This window comes from Streptomyces sp. NBC_01363, from assembly GCF_026340595.1.
Taxonomy (GTDB): Bacteria; Actinomycetota; Actinomycetes; order Streptomycetales; family Streptomycetaceae; genus Streptomyces.
This window is the reverse complement of the sequence record NZ_JAPEPF010000001.1, coordinates 271,370-284,225: the sequence shown is the minus strand read 5'-3', so window position 1 is coordinate 284,225 and position 12,856 is coordinate 271,370. Positions and strand designations below refer to the sequence as shown.

Annotated in this window: 14 protein-coding genes; 6 read left to right on the top strand and 8 right to left on the bottom strand. The window is 70.3% G+C overall.

Annotation, left to right across the window (positions count from 1 at the left end; all coding sequences use genetic code 11):
- Positions 1-39 precede the first annotated feature (39 nt).
- From OG611_RS01280 to OG611_RS01270, 3 genes are all read right to left on the bottom strand, one after another.
- A complete protein-coding gene (locus OG611_RS01280) occupies positions 40-1,173 on the bottom strand; it encodes an Mrp/NBP35 family ATP-binding protein (protein ID WP_266414663.1) in 1,134 nt (377 codons plus the stop codon).
- A 96-nt stretch (positions 1,174-1,269) separates the two neighbouring features.
- Complete coding sequence (locus OG611_RS01275; RefSeq protein WP_266414661.1) at positions 1,270-1,827, bottom strand: DUF1003 domain-containing protein; 558 nt, start codon at positions 1,825-1,827, stop codon at positions 1,270-1,272.
- Positions 1,817-3,091 carry a CBS domain-containing protein gene (locus OG611_RS01270; protein WP_266414658.1) on the bottom strand — a complete coding sequence of 425 codons (1,275 nt, stop codon included), beginning with the start codon at positions 3,089-3,091 and terminating at the stop codon, positions 1,817-1,819. Before OG611_RS01270 ends, OG611_RS01275 begins: the two co-directional genes overlap by 11 nt.
- Positions 3,092-3,295: 204 nt before the next feature.
- Here OG611_RS01270 and OG611_RS01265 point away from each other — a divergent pair, with 204 nt between their 5' ends.
- Positions 3,296-4,057, top strand: a complete 762-nt coding sequence (locus OG611_RS01265; protein WP_266414656.1) for a hypothetical protein — start codon at positions 3,296-3,298, stop codon at positions 4,055-4,057.
- A gap of 21 nt (positions 4,058-4,078) precedes the next feature.
- On the opposite strand, the gene OG611_RS01260 is transcribed toward OG611_RS01265, so the two are convergent.
- On the bottom strand, positions 4,079-4,600 hold the full coding sequence (locus tag OG611_RS01260) for a hypothetical protein (RefSeq protein ID WP_266414654.1): 522 nt from the start codon (positions 4,598-4,600) through the stop codon (positions 4,079-4,081).
- 33 nt (positions 4,601-4,633) lie between these two features.
- On the bottom strand, positions 4,634-5,749 hold the full coding sequence (locus OG611_RS01255; RefSeq protein ID WP_266414652.1) for a magnesium and cobalt transport protein CorA: 1,116 nt from the start codon (positions 5,747-5,749) through the stop codon (positions 4,634-4,636).
- 408 nt (positions 5,750-6,157) lie between these two features.
- Here OG611_RS01255 and OG611_RS01250 point away from each other — a divergent pair, with 408 nt between their 5' ends.
- Positions 6,158-6,742, top strand: coding sequence for a suppressor of fused domain protein (locus OG611_RS01250; RefSeq protein WP_266414650.1), 585 nt, complete (start codon positions 6,158-6,160; stop codon positions 6,740-6,742).
- A gap of 88 nt (positions 6,743-6,830) precedes the next feature.
- Here the strand turns inward: OG611_RS01250 and OG611_RS01245 are convergent, their stop codons facing one another.
- Positions 6,831-8,063, bottom strand: coding sequence for an MFS transporter (locus tag OG611_RS01245; protein ID WP_266414648.1), 1,233 nt, complete (start codon positions 8,061-8,063; stop codon positions 6,831-6,833).
- 157 nt (positions 8,064-8,220) lie between these two features.
- On the opposite strand from OG611_RS01245, the gene OG611_RS01240 reads away from it, so the two are divergent.
- The 3 genes from OG611_RS01240 (at position 8,221) to OG611_RS01230 (ending at position 10,583) form a co-directional block, all read left to right on the top strand.
- On the top strand, positions 8,221-8,859 hold the full coding sequence (locus OG611_RS01240; protein ID WP_266414645.1) for a DUF6758 family protein: 639 nt from the start codon (positions 8,221-8,223) through the stop codon (positions 8,857-8,859).
- Between the two features lie 94 nt (positions 8,860-8,953).
- Positions 8,954-9,820, top strand: coding sequence for a PHP domain-containing protein (locus tag OG611_RS01235; RefSeq protein ID WP_266414643.1), 867 nt, complete (start codon positions 8,954-8,956; stop codon positions 9,818-9,820).
- Positions 9,821-9,977: 157 nt separating this feature from the next.
- Positions 9,978-10,583 carry a MarC family protein gene (locus tag OG611_RS01230; protein WP_266414641.1) on the top strand — a complete coding sequence of 202 codons (606 nt, stop codon included), beginning with the start codon at positions 9,978-9,980 and terminating at the stop codon, positions 10,581-10,583.
- A 76-nt stretch (positions 10,584-10,659) separates the two neighbouring features.
- Here the strand turns inward: OG611_RS01230 and OG611_RS01225 are convergent, their stop codons facing one another.
- Positions 10,660-10,812: a hypothetical protein gene (locus tag OG611_RS01225; protein ID WP_177328023.1), complete on the bottom strand. Its 153-nt coding sequence runs from the start codon at positions 10,810-10,812 to the stop codon at positions 10,660-10,662.
- Between the two features lie 221 nt (positions 10,813-11,033).
- On the opposite strand from OG611_RS01225, the gene OG611_RS01220 reads away from it, so the two are divergent.
- The gene (locus OG611_RS01220) at positions 11,034-11,921 is read left to right on the top strand and encodes an NYN domain-containing protein (RefSeq protein WP_266414637.1); all 888 of its coding nucleotides are present in this window, start codon (positions 11,034-11,036) and stop codon (positions 11,919-11,921) included.
- Between the two features lie 26 nt (positions 11,922-11,947).
- Here the strand turns inward: OG611_RS01220 and OG611_RS01215 are convergent, their stop codons facing one another.
- A complete protein-coding gene (locus OG611_RS01215) occupies positions 11,948-12,796 on the bottom strand; it encodes an alpha/beta fold hydrolase (protein ID WP_266414636.1) in 849 nt (282 codons plus the stop codon).
- Positions 12,797-12,856 lie beyond the last annotated feature (60 nt).

Genomic DNA, 12,856 nt, shown 5'->3' with positions numbered 1-12,856 from the left:
GGAGCGGTGACCGGCCGGGACCGGTCACCGCCCGCCGCTTCAGAACTTGTTGCGCGGGGTGATGCCCAGCGACATGCCCGACAGGCCGCGCTGACGGCCGCCCAGCTTGTCCGCGATGGTACGCAGCGCCTTGCCGGCCGGGGAGTCGGGGTCGGACAGGACGACCGGCTTGCCCTCGTCGCCGCCCTCGCGCAGCCGTACGTCGATCGGGATGGAGCCGAGCACCGGCACCTCCGCGCCGACCGTCTTCGTCAGGCCCTCGGCGACCCGCGCGCCGCCGCCCGAGCCGAACACGTCGACCATCTCGTCGCAGTGCGGGCACGGCATGCCCGACATGTTCTCGACGACGCCGACGATCTTCTGGTGGGTCTGCACGGCGATCGAGCCGGCCCGCTCGGCCACCTCGGCCGCCGCCTGCTGCGGGGTCGTGACGACCAGGATCTCGGCGTTCGGCACGAGCTGCGCCACCGAGATCGCGATGTCGCCGGTGCCCGGCGGCAGGTCGAGCAGGAGGACGTCGAGGTCGCCCCAGTACACATCGGCGAGGAACTGCTGGAGTGCGCGGTGGAGCATCGGTCCGCGCCACACCACCGGGGCGTTGCCCGGGGTGAACATGCCGATGGAGATGACCTTCACGCCGTGCGCCGACGGCGGCATGATCATGTTCTCGACCTGGGTCGGCTTGCCGTCCGCACCGAGCATCCGCGGCACGCTGTGCCCGTAGATGTCCGCGTCCACGACACCGACCTTGAGGCCGTCGGCCGCCATCGCGGCCGCCAGGTTCACCGTCACGGACGACTTGCCGACGCCGCCCTTGCCGGACGCGACCGCGTAGACGCGGGTCAGCGAGCCGGGCTTGGCGAACGGCACCTCGCGCTCCGCCGTGCCGCCGCGCAGCGAGGACGCGAGTTCCTTGCGCTGTTCGTCGCTCATCACGTCGAGCGTGACGTCGACCCGCGAGACGCCCTCGACACGGGCGACCGCGTCCGTCACGTTCTTGGTGATCGTCTCGCGCATCGGGCAGCCCGAGACCGTGAGGTAGACCGTGACAGCGACCGCACCGTCAGCATCGATCTCGACCGATTTCACCATGCCCAGTTCGGTGATCGGACGGTGGATCTCCGGGTCGTTCACTGTCGCCAGTGCCTCAAGCACCGCGTCTTCCGTAGCCATACCTCGATAGTACGGGTGCGCGCAGCGCTCCTTGAGAGTGGTGGTGGGCGACGGGAGGGCGTTGCGGCGCCTGCCGCTACGCGTGAGTAGCACCCGTCAGCGGTCTTCGTCACTCTCGGCCGGGAGCAGGGGGAGCCGGTCGTCGAGGTCCTTCGCGAGGTCCTCCAGTTCGGAGCGGATCCAGTCGCGGGTGGCGACCTCGCCGAGCCCCATCCGCAGCGAGGCGATCTCCCGCGTGAGGTACTCGGTGTCCGCGATGGAGCGCTCGTTCTGCTTGCGGTCCTGCTCGTGGGTGACCCGGTCGCGGTCGTCCTGCCGGTTCTGCGCGAGCAGGATCAGCGGGGCCGCGTACGAGGCCTGGAGCGACAGCATCAGCGTCAGGAAGATGAACGGGTACGGGTCGAACCGCAGGTCCACGGGCGCGAAGACGTTCCACAGCAACCAGACGATGATGACCAGCGTCATCCAGACGATGAACCGTCCGGTGCCCAGGAAGCGGGCGATCCGCTCGGAGAGCCGGCCGAACGCCTCGGGGTCGTAGTCGGGCAGCATCCGCCGGCGCGGGTCCTTCGGCTGGTCCAGCCGGGAACGGGGCGGGCGCGCGATGCCCGAGGCCCCCGTCGGCGTCGTCTTCGAGCGTTCCTCAGCGGCCACGGGCGACCCCCTCCTCGCCGTGGAAGTCCGTCTCCCGCCAGTCCTCGGGCAGCAGATGGTCGAGCACGTCGTCGACCGTCACCGCGCCGAGCAGCGACCCGCTCTCGTCCACCACGGGCACCGAGACCAGGTTGTACGCGGCCAGATAGCTCGTCACGGCCGGCAGCGGGGTGTCCGGGACGAGGGGGACGAGATCGCTGTCGACGATCGAGCTGACCAGGGCGTACGGCGGATCCCGCAGCAGCCGCTGGAAGTGCACGGTGCCCAGGTACTTGCCGGTCGGGGTCTCGTCGGGCGACCGGCACACGTACACCTGGGCGGCGAGCGCCGGGGACAGGTCCGCCTGCCGGACCCGGGCGAGCGCGTCGGCGACCGTCGCGTCCGGCCGGAGGATGATCGGCTCGGTGGTCATCAGCCCGCCCGCGGTCCGTTCCTCGTACGACATGAGGCGCCGCACATCGGCCGCGTCGTCCGGCCGCATCAGCATCAGCAGCCGCTCCTTGTCCTCCTCGGGCAGCTCGGACAGCAGGTCGGCCGCGTCGTCCGGGTCCATCGCCTCCAGGACGTCGGCGGCGCGTTCCTCCTGGAGCTTGCCGATGATCTCCACCTGGTCGTCCTCGGGCAGCTCCTCCAGGACATCGGCGAGCCGGTCGTCGTCGAGCGCGGCGGCGACCTCGGCCCGCCGTTTCGGCGACAGATGGTGCAGCGCGTTGGCCACGTCCGTCGGGCGCAGCCGCTCGAACGTGGCGACCAGGGTCTCGGCGCCCTGCCCGACCTCCTCCAGCGAGAACCCGCTGACCGCCGACCACTCGACCGTCAGGGTCTCGCCCTTGCGGCGCAGTGCCCCGCCCTTGCCCTTGCGTACGAAGTACTTGTCGATCTCCCAGTCGCGGCGGGCCGGGAGCTGCTGGACGGAGACGTCGAGGACGGTGACCTCCTCGCCGGTCTCCACGAGGCGGACCCGCCGGTCGAGGAATTCGCCGAGTACCAGGCGTTCGGTGGGCCGCTGTTCGAAGCGCCGCATGTTGACCACACCGGTGGTGATGACCTGGCCGGACTCGATCCCGGTGACCCGGGTCATCGGGAGGAAGATCCGGCGGCGGCTGAGCACCTCGACGACGAGCCCGAGCAGCCGGGGCGGCCTGCCGCCGACCCGGAGCATCGCGACCAGATCGCGCACGCGGCCCACCTGGTCGCCGTTGGGGTCGAAGACCGGTACGCCGGCGATGTGGGAGACGAACACCCGGGGGGCGCCTGCCGCCATCGTGCGCCTCCTTCTTCCGTGTGCGACTTCTCCGACTGGTCCGTTTGGCAGTCAATCAACCGTTATGACGGGATCAGGCTAGCCCGTACCGCTCCGGGTTGCCCCGGGGGAGCCGTCCGTACGGCTCCCTGCCGGACGGCGTGTACGGCACAGGTACGCTGCCGTCTGCCACCCACCGCGATGCAGATGAGAGGCAGTGCGTCCGTGACCTCCTCCGTTCCCCCCGTCCGGGCCCGACGCCGGACCGCTCTCGCCGCCCTGCTCTGTGCGGGGCTGGCAGCAGCCCTCACGGCCTGCGGCGAGGATCCGGACCAGGGGACCAACGGCGTCGGCAAGCTGGACGCCACGGAGATCGAGAAGAAGGCACAGGGCGCGGCGGACGCCGCCGACGCGGTGCGCCTCGCCGGGACCCTGGTCAGCAAGGGCGGCACGTACAAGCTCAACATGCAGCTCAAGGAGAAGGGCGGCACCGGCTCCGTGGTCTCGAAGGACAGCACCTTCGAGTTGCTGCGGATCGGCGACGAGCTCTATCTGAAGGCGGACTCCGGGTTCTGGAGCCACGAGGAGAAGCCCGGCGCCGACAGCGAGGCGGGCGGCGCGGCCGCGGACAAGCTCCAGAACAAGTACGTGAAGGTGCCCCAGGACGACCCCACGTACAAGCAGCTGCGCGGCTTCACGGACAAGAAGACCCTGCTCGACGGGATGCTCACGCTGCACGGCACCCTCAACAAGGGGGACCGGCAGAAGGTCGGCGCGACCCGGACCGTCCAGATCATGGGCGGCAAGGGCGAGGGCGGCCTGCTCGACGTCTCGCTGGAGGGCAAGGCGTATCCGCTGCGTTTCGCGCGCGGCGGCGGCGGGGGGATCGTCACCCTGTCGGACTGGGGCAAGGACTTCCCCCTGGAGGCCCCGGCGCAGGTGGACACGGTCGACTACGGGAAGCAGCTGCCCAGAACGGCGTCCTGAAGGCGGGCCGCGCCGCCCCCGTCAGCCCTTGCGCCCCTGCTTCAGCAGGCGCGGCAGCCCCGCGGGCACCGGCCGTCGTGTGGTCGCGGACGTCGGCAGGGGCGCCGCGGCCAGGGAGCCGTCCGGCAGCTCCGTACGGAACTCGCCGGGCGTCAGCCGCAGCACCCGGCACTCGCGTGCCCAGCGCTCCGTCATCAGCTCGGCGTCCGGTGCGTTCAGCCGCTTGCCCTTGAGCTCGGCGACCGCGGCCTCCCACTGTTCGGAGTGCGGCGCGAGTTCCGTCACGGCGGCCGTCCAGGCGATCAGCCGGCCGCCCTTGTCCTTGCTGCGCACGGTCACCTCGGCGGCGGACCCGTCGGTGAGCCCGGCCGGGAGCGGCTGCTCGCCGGGGCCGTCCCCGACCAGATGCGCCGCGCCCTCGTGCCATACGTGCCACAGCGCCCGCGCGGGACCGGTGCCCCGCACCCAGATGAGGCCGGACTTCTTGGTGGCCTCCTCGACGAGGGCCCGGCCCAGTGGCACGTCGGCGGCAGCAGCAGTCATGCCCGAACTCTATGGGACCGGGCGGAGACGGTGTCAGAGCCAGCCGTTGCGCTTGAGGGTGCGGTGGATGGAGAAGCAGACCACCCCGATGACGCCCAGCACCATCGGGTAGCCGTACGTCCAGCGGAGCTCGGGCATGTGCTTGAAGTTCATGCCGTAGACGCCGCAGATCATCGTCGGTACGGCGATGATGGCCGCCCAGGACGTGATCTTGCGCATGTCCTCGTTCTGCGCGACGGTCGCCTGCGCCAGGCTGGCCTGGAGGATCGAGTTCAGCAGTTCGTCGAAGCCGATGACTTCCTCGTGCACCCGCGCCAGGTGGTCGGCGACGTCACGGAAGTACTTCTGGATGTCCGGGTCGATCAGCCGCATGGGCCGCTCGCTCAGCAGCTGCATCGGCCGCAGCAGCGGCGACACCGCCCGCTTGAACTCCAGGACCTCACGCTTGAGCTGGTAGATCCGGCCGGCGTCCGAACCGCGCGGGCTGCCCTTGGCCGGGGTGGAGAAGACCTCGATCTCCACCTCGTCGATGTCGTCCTGGACGGCACCGGCCACCGCGATGTAGCCGTCGACGACATGGTCGGCGATGGAGTGCAGGACCGCGGACGGCCCCTTGGCGAGCAGTTCGGGGTCGTCCTGCAACCGGTGCCGCAGCGCGCGCAGCGAGCCGTGGCCGCCGTGCCGCACGGTGATGACGAAGTCCCGGCCGGTGAAACACATCACCTCACCGGTCTCGACCACCTCGCTGGTGGCGGTGAGCTCGGTGTGCTCGACGTAGTGGATGGTCTTGAAGACGGTGAACAGCGTGTCGTCGTACCGCTCCAGCTTCGGGCGCTGGTGGGCGTGGACGGCGTCCTCGACGGCGAGCGGGTGCAGCCCGAACTCCCGGGCGATACCGGCGAATTCCTCCTCGGTCGGCTCGTGCAGGCCGATCCAGGCGAAGCCGCCCTCCTCCCGCACCTGGAGCATCGCCTCGTGCGGCGTGCGGCAGGTGCCGCTCTCCAGGCGCCGTCCGTCGCGGTAGACCGCGCAGTCGACGACCGCGCTGGAGGCGGAGGGGTCACGGGTGGCGTCGTAACTGCTGTGCAGGGCGTTGCTCTTGCGCAGGGACGGGCGCACGGCGGCGCGCAGGTCGCGGATCATCGACATGGCTGGCTCCTTCACGGAGGGCCGTCGTCGGGCACGTGGAACAGCCCGGAATGGGGACGTGTGCTCACGTCCGCAAAGCGGGCGGCACCGCGGCGGCACGATGACGGCGTTCGCTACAGACAGGCAAAAAAGGAGTGCTCTTCCGTCGTGCGCAATGCCATGGGCCTTGACCGAGAAGGCTTCAGATCACCAAGAAAGGTGGAGTGCGGAAGAGCGGTTGGTACTGCACGGTCGACTTCGATCCATTGCAGCCCCACCTCCTCCAGCCGGTCCCCCTTGAGGGATGACGTGTCGTCGGGGCTGAGAGCGACGCTTCTGCGTGCTGCCCCGACCAGCGGCCAAGACTATCAGCCGACTGACGGCCAATCCCTTACTTTGCCCGTTCCATACGCGTCCTATGCTCGCGGGATGGGAGAAATTCTTGCTCTGGTCGAGGCCCGGCTGCTGACGGCCCTCGGTGAACCGGACGCGCGGGCCGCAGTGACGTTTCTCGGCACGGACCGGATCGAGGTGCTGCGCTTCGTCGACGGCGATGTGGTGCGCTACGCCACGCTCGGTATGTCGGCGCAGCCGATGGCCGACCCGACCGCGGCCCTCGTGGACCCGGTGAAGGGCCCGCGCGCCGAACTGGTCCTCTCCGTGCGCGCCGGACTCGCCGACACCGACAAGGTGCTGCGCCCGCTCGCCGTGCTCGCGGCCTCCCCGCAGGTCGAGGGGGTGATCGTGGCGCCCGGCGCCTCGCTGGAGGTCGGTGAACCGCTGTGGCCCGGGGCCCCGTTCAGCTCCGTACTGGTCGCCGAGCCGGGCGGTCTGGTGGAGGACCTGGAGATGGACGAGCCGATGGAGCCGGTGCGGTTCCTGCCGCTGCTGCCGATGACGCACAACGAGGCCGCGTGGAAGCGGGTCAGGGGCGCGCAGGAGCTCCAGGAGCGGTGGCTCTCGCACGGTACGGACCTGCGTGATCCGCTGCGCGGCTCCGTGGCGCTCGACTGAGACGTACATCGGACGGGCCATACGGAAGCCCCGCCGCGCGGCCAGGAGGGGGAGCCGCGGGCGGGGCGGTGCGGGGCGGGCGGAGAGGTCAGTCGGCGAAGACCGTGACGCTGTCCTCGGTGGCGTGCTTCGGCTCCAGCTCCTCCGCCTCGTGGGTCAGCGCCGAACGCCGGATCCAGACGACGATCGCACCGGCCACGGCCGTGACCGCGGCGACCACGAACGGGATGTGGATGTTGCTCCACTCCTCGATCTTCGGGGCGAGGTACGGGGCGGCTGCCGCGGCGAACCAGCGGACGAAGTTGTAACCCGCGCTCGCCACCGGGCGCGGCGCGTCCGAGACACCGAGCGCCAGCTCCGTGTAGACGGTGTTGTTCATGCCGATGAAGGCGCCGGAGACGATCGTGCAGACGATGGCGGTGGTGTGGTCGCCGTATCCCAGGACCAGCAGGTCGACGGCGAGCAGCACCAGCGAGGCGCCGAGCACCTTCAGCGAGCCGAAGCGCTCCTGCAGCCGCGGGGCGACGAGCACCGAGAAGACCGCGAGCAGCAGACCCCAGGCGAAGAACACCGCGCCCGACTTGTACGGCGTCATGTTCAGCACGAACGGGGTGAACGCCAGGATCGTGAAGAACGAGTAGTTGTAGAAGAACGCCGAGGTCGCGACCGAGGCCAGACCGCCGTGGCCGAGCGCCTTGATCGGGTCGAGCAGCGAGGTCTTCCGGGCGGGCCTGGGCTGTTCCTTCAGGAACGCCGTGATGCAGATGAAGCCGATGGCCATCAGTGCGGCCGTGCCGAAGAACGGGTAGCGCCAGCTGGCGTCACCGAGCAGGGCGCCGACCAGCGGCCCGCAGGCCATGCCGAGGCCGAGTGCCGACTCGTAGAGCAGGATCGCCGCGGAGCTGCCGCCGGCCGCCGCACCGACGATCACGGCCAGCGCGGTCGACACGAAGAGCGCGTTGCCCAGCCCCCAGCCGGCCCGGAAACCGACGAGTTCACCGACGGACGACGAGGTGCCGGAGAGCGCGGCGAAGACGACGACGAGCGCGAGGCCGGCCAGGAGCGTCTTGCGGCCGCCGATCCGGCTGGACACGAAGCCGGTGACGAGCATCGCCACGGCGGTGATCAGGAAGTACGAGGTGAAGAGCAGGGACACCTGGCTCGGCGTCGCCTCCAGGCCCTTGGCGATGGACGGCAGAATCGGGTCCACCAGGCCGATTCCCATGAACGCGACAACGGAGGCGCCCGCCGTGGCCCAGACGGCCTTCGGCTGGCGCAGGATGCTGCCGGCGCCCTGATCGAACGGATCCTCTCCCTGCATGGGTCTTCTCGCTCTCCACTAGATCGTTGCGGTATGCACAGAATAAGTTAGAGAACCTAATGAGTGCAAGTTACATCTAATTCCGCAGGTGGTGGCCCCGCTGCGGACGGGTGATCTTCCTTGACGCGGCGACGGTCCTGGAGGACCGTTGGTCGCTATGAGGGGCGAACCCAGTTGCCCGAAGTGCGGAGGCCGGGTCAGAGCGCCCGGTCTGTTCGCCGACACCTGGCAGTGTGCCGTGCACGGCAGCGTGCAACCGCTGCAGCCGGTGGTTCCGCCCAGCGTCGAAGCGCTGGGGGTGGTGGTGCGCCGCTCCCAGGTCCCGGTGTGGATGCCCTGGCCGTTGCCGGTCGGCTGGCTGTTCACCGGAGTGGCGAGCGCGGGTGACGACCGCAGCGGTGGCCGGGCCAGCGCCGTCGCCTGCTCCGGCCCCGGCCCCGTCGGCGGTATCGGCGAACTGCTGCTCGTCACCGAGGAGCTCGGTGTCGGACTCGGCGCGCGCTACGCGGGGATCGATGGCCCCGACCCCGGCCCCCACCTGGACGTCGAGGGCCCGCCGGACGTCAAGATGCTCGCCGCCGGACGCCCCACCCCGCTGTGGCACGTCAAGGGAGCCCCCGCGGACCGGGCGGTCTTCGCGGGCGAGGCGCGCGGGCTCTGGCTCTGGGCGATCGTCTGGCCCGAGCAGTCCGGGCTCCTGATGTACGACGAGCTGGTGCTCGCCGATCTGCGCGAGGCCGGCGGAGAGATGGACCTCGTACCGTGCGGGGCGCTCACACCACGACTGCTCGGCTGAGCCCCGGGCCCTCCGTGCCGGGCCGGACGCCGTTCGAATGCCAGTTATCCTGAGACGTCCCCTTGGTCCGGCCCCGAGCACTGGAGTACGCGTCGTGCGCATCGACCTGCACACCCACTCCACCGCGTCGGACGGCACGGACACCCCCGCGGAGCTGGTGCTCAACGCCGCCGCCGCGGGCCTGGACGTCGTCGCGCTCACCGACCACGACACCGTGCGCGGCCACGCCGGGGCGATCGCCGCCCTTCCCGAGGGGCTCACCCTCGTCACCGGCGCCGAGCTCTCCTGCCGGATCGACGGCGTGGGCCTGCACATGCTGGCGTACCTCTTCGATCCCGACGAGCCCGAGCTGGCCCGCGAACGCGAACTCGTACGGGACGACCGGGTGCCGCGCGCCCGGACGATGGTGGGCAAGCTCCAGGATCTCGGCGTGCCCGTCGAGTGGGAGCAGGTCGCGAGGATCGCCGGGGACGGATCGGTCGGCAGGCCGCACATCGCCACCGCGCTCGTCGAGCTCGGCGTCGTCGAGACCGTCTCCGACGCCTTCACGCCCGAATGGCTCGCGGACGGCGGACGCGCCTACGCCGAGAAGCACGAACTCGACCCCTTCGAAGCGATCCGGCTGGTCAAGGCCGCCGGTGGCGTCACGGTCTTCGCCCACCCGGCCGCCGTCAAGCGCGGCGAGGTGGTGCCCGAGTCCTCGATGGCGCGGCTCGCCGCCGCCGGCCTCGACGGCATCGAGGTCGACCACATGGACCACGACGAGCCGACCAGGGCCAGGCTGCGCGGGCTCGCCCGCGACCTGGGGCTGCTGACGACCGGGTCCAGCGACTACCACGGCAGCCGCAAGACCGTCGGGCTCGGCGAGTACACCACCGACCCCGAGATCTACGGCGAGATCACCCGGCGCGCCACGGGAGCCTTCCCGGTGCCGGGAGCCGGCGGGCCCCGCCCCGCGTAACGACGCACGCGCCGGGGCCGGAGCACGGACCCCGTACACGTACCGCCGTCCGTCCCACCTCAACTGTTCCCACTCTCGCGCACCCGGCCGTCAGGCCGCCGTCATGGCTTCGGGGTGCGCTCCTTCAGGCCGTTTCTCTCTCCTCGCAAGGCTCACTGTGTTCGACGTCGCTGTCTTCGGATCCCTTTTTCTCACGCTTTTTGTGATTATGGATCCCCCCGGGATCACCCCGATCTTCCTCGCACTCACCGCGGGCCGCCCCGCCAAGATGCAGCGCAGGATGGCGCTCCAGGCGGTCGCCGTCGCCTTCGGCGTGATCGCCGTCTTCGGTCTGCTCGGGCAGCAGATCCTCGACTACCTGCATGTCTCCGTACCCGCCCTGATGATCGCGGGCGGGCTGCTCCTGCTGCTGATCGCGCTCGATCTGCTGACCGGCAAGACCGACGAGCCGACGCAGACCAAGGACGTCAACGTGGCGCTCGTACCGCTGGGCATGCCGCTGCTCGCCGGGCCCGGTGCGATCGTCTCGGTGATTCTGGCGGTGCAGCACGCCGACAGCGTGGGCAGCCAGATCTCGGTCTGGTCGGCGATCGTCGCCATGCACATCGTGCTCTGGCTGACCATGCGCTACTCGCTGCTGATCATCCGGGTCATCAAGGACGGCGGCGTCGTGCTGGTGACCAGGCTCGCCGGAATGATGCTGTCCGCCATCGCCGTGCAGCAGATCATCAACGGCGTCACCCAGGTCATCCAGAACTCCTGAGGCGCACGCCGGCACCACAGCGCCCCCGCACGGACCTTCCGTGCGGGGGCGCTTCGTCTTTGTGCGTCGTCGTGCGTTACGAAGCCGAGGTTTCGGCCGGGCGGATATAGATGCGCTGGCCTATGGCTGCGGCCTGCTGCACGATCCGGTTGACGGAGGCGGCGTCCACGACGGTGCTGTCCACGGCGGTACCGTCGACATCGTCGAGTCGCATGATCTCGAAGCGCATAAGGCTTCCCTTCGTCTGATCCTCCTGCTGGAGAACTACTGGGAGGACGGATGACCCGTCCGCAAGGATGAGAGCACCGGACATCACTGTCCTGCGCTCCACGAGAGGTATAACGGCTTGCCTCAGGCAAACATTCCCTACGCTAAGGAAATTTTTTGGATGTCTAAGTATCAGCAGGTCACCGAGCATCCGCGGGCGACGAGGTCCACGACGAGGCCCGAATGAACGAGGCAGAGATCCGCGAGCGCCTGGACCGCACCAACGAGCTGCTCCAGCGCGTGCTCGCCGAGGTGTCGAAGACCCCCTCGACCCACGCGATCTTCGTGGACGCGGGCTATGTGTATGCGGCGGCCGGACTGCTGGTCACCGGCACCGAGGACCGCCGTTCCTTCGACCTCGACGCGGAAGGACTGATCGAGGCCTTCATCGACAAGGCCCGGACGATCTTCGCGGACAGCAGGCTGCTGCGCGTGTACTGGTACGACGGAGCCCGGCGGCGCATCCACACCGTCGAGCAGCAGTCCATCGCCGAACTCCCCGACGTCAAGGTCAGACTCGGCAACCTCAACGCCAACAACCAGCAGAAGGGCGTCGATTCACTGATCCGCACCGACCTCGAATCGCTCGCCCGGCACCGCGCCATCAGCGATGCGGCGCTGGTCGGCGGCGACGAGGACCTGGTCTCCGCGGTGGAGGCGGCGCAGGGGTACGGGGCCCGGGTGCACCTGTGGGGCATCGAGGCGGGGGAAGGGCGCAACCAGGCCGAGCCGCTGCTCTGGGAGGTCGACAGCCAGCGCACCTTCGACCTGGACTTCTGCCGCCCGTACGTCACCAGACGTCCCGTCACCACCTACGAGGACGACACCCCCGCGCCCGCGCGCGAGGACGTCCGCTTCGTCGGCGCGCAGATCGCCGCCGCCTGGCTGGCCGCCCGGGGGCGCGAGTCCCTCGCCGATCTGCTGCCCGGACACCCGTACCTGCCGGGCTCCGTCGACCAGGACCTGCTGGTCGAGGCCGAACGGCTGCTCCAGCACTCGCTGCGCGGCCACGCACATCTGCGGCGGGCACTGCGCGACGGCTTCTGGCAGCACCTGCAGTCGCAGTACTGAGCCCCGGCCCGCTCGGCGCCCGCCGCCTACAGGCTGTCCCAGAACGCGGCGAGCGCGGCCGCCGTCTGCTCCGGGCGGTCCGTGTTGGGGGAGTGCTCGGCGCCCGTGATCCGGGTGCGGTGCGCGCCGAGCCGCTGCGCCATCTCGTCGAGCAGCGGCACCGGCCAGGTGTCGTCGCGCTCGCCGGAGAGCACATGGACCGGCAGCGGCAGGGCGGCGAGTTCGGCCACCCGGTCCGGCTCGGTCACCAGCTGGCGGCCGGTGGCGATCAGCTGGGCGGGCCGGTGGCGCAGCCAGCGCCGGCGCAGGGCCTCGCCGTCCGTCGCCATGTCCTCCGGCGGGTCGAGGGCGCGCATCGCCTCCCACACCTCGGCCATGCTCAGCGTCGCGAGCGCGTCGCCGAGCACCTTCACCTTGAGCTGCTGGGCCTCGACGACCTCGGCGGGCCCGGACGACATGAGCGTCAGCGAACGGAACGGCGAGGCGTCGAGCAGTACGGCGGCGCGGGCGATCTGCCCGCCGAGCGAGTGCCCCAGAAGATGCAGCACGGTGCCTTCGCCGCCGCCGAGGGCGGCGGCCTGAGCGAGCACATCCAGGGCCAACTCGCCCTGTGCATAGATCTCCTGACGGTCCGTCCCGTCGGTCTCGTACTGTCCGCGGCCGTCCACGGCGACGATCCGGTACCCGGCGGCCGAGAGCGGTTCGAGGAGCGCCAGGAAGTCCTCCTTGCTGCCCATGTATCCCGGCAGCAGGAGGGCGGTGCCGCGCGTGGCACCGGGCGGCGAGGCGTCCAGCACGGCGAAGTCGCCGCGCGACGTGCGCAGCTGGTGGGCGTGGGCGCAGGGGGGCGGGGTGAAGGTGTGCGGCCGGCTCATGGCACGAGGTTATGCGGTGGAACGCCGGACGGGCAGAAGAGAGGGCCGGAACGCCGGACG

Excerpts from the sequence above, each read along its gene's own strand:
- OG611_RS01220 (WP_266414637.1), top strand. The coding sequence starts at position 11,034 with ATGAACGAGGCAGAGATCCGCGAGCGCCTGGACCGCACCAACGAGCTG.
- OG611_RS01270 (WP_266414658.1), bottom strand. The coding sequence starts at position 3,091 with ATGGCGGCAGGCGCCCCCCGGGTGTTCGTCTCCCACATCGCCGGCGTA.
- OG611_RS01260 (WP_266414654.1), bottom strand. The coding sequence starts at position 4,600 with ATGACTGCTGCTGCCGCCGACGTGCCACTGGGCCGGGCCCTCGTCGAG.
- OG611_RS01225 (WP_177328023.1), bottom strand. The coding sequence starts at position 10,812 with ATGCGCTTCGAGATCATGCGACTCGACGATGTCGACGGTACCGCCGTG.
- OG611_RS01250 (WP_266414650.1), top strand. The coding sequence starts at position 6,158 with ATGGGAGAAATTCTTGCTCTGGTCGAGGCCCGGCTGCTGACGGCCCTC.
- OG611_RS01240 (WP_266414645.1), top strand. The coding sequence starts at position 8,221 with ATGAGGGGCGAACCCAGTTGCCCGAAGTGCGGAGGCCGGGTCAGAGCG.
- OG611_RS01245 (WP_266414648.1), bottom strand. The coding sequence starts at position 8,063 with ATGCAGGGAGAGGATCCGTTCGATCAGGGCGCCGGCAGCATCCTGCGC.
- OG611_RS01280 (WP_266414663.1), bottom strand. The coding sequence starts at position 1,173 with ATGGCTACGGAAGACGCGGTGCTTGAGGCACTGGCGACAGTGAACGAC.
- OG611_RS01215 (WP_266414636.1), bottom strand. The coding sequence starts at position 12,796 with ATGAGCCGGCCGCACACCTTCACCCCGCCCCCCTGCGCCCACGCCCAC.
- OG611_RS01255 (WP_266414652.1), bottom strand. The coding sequence starts at position 5,749 with ATGTCGATGATCCGCGACCTGCGCGCCGCCGTGCGCCCGTCCCTGCGC.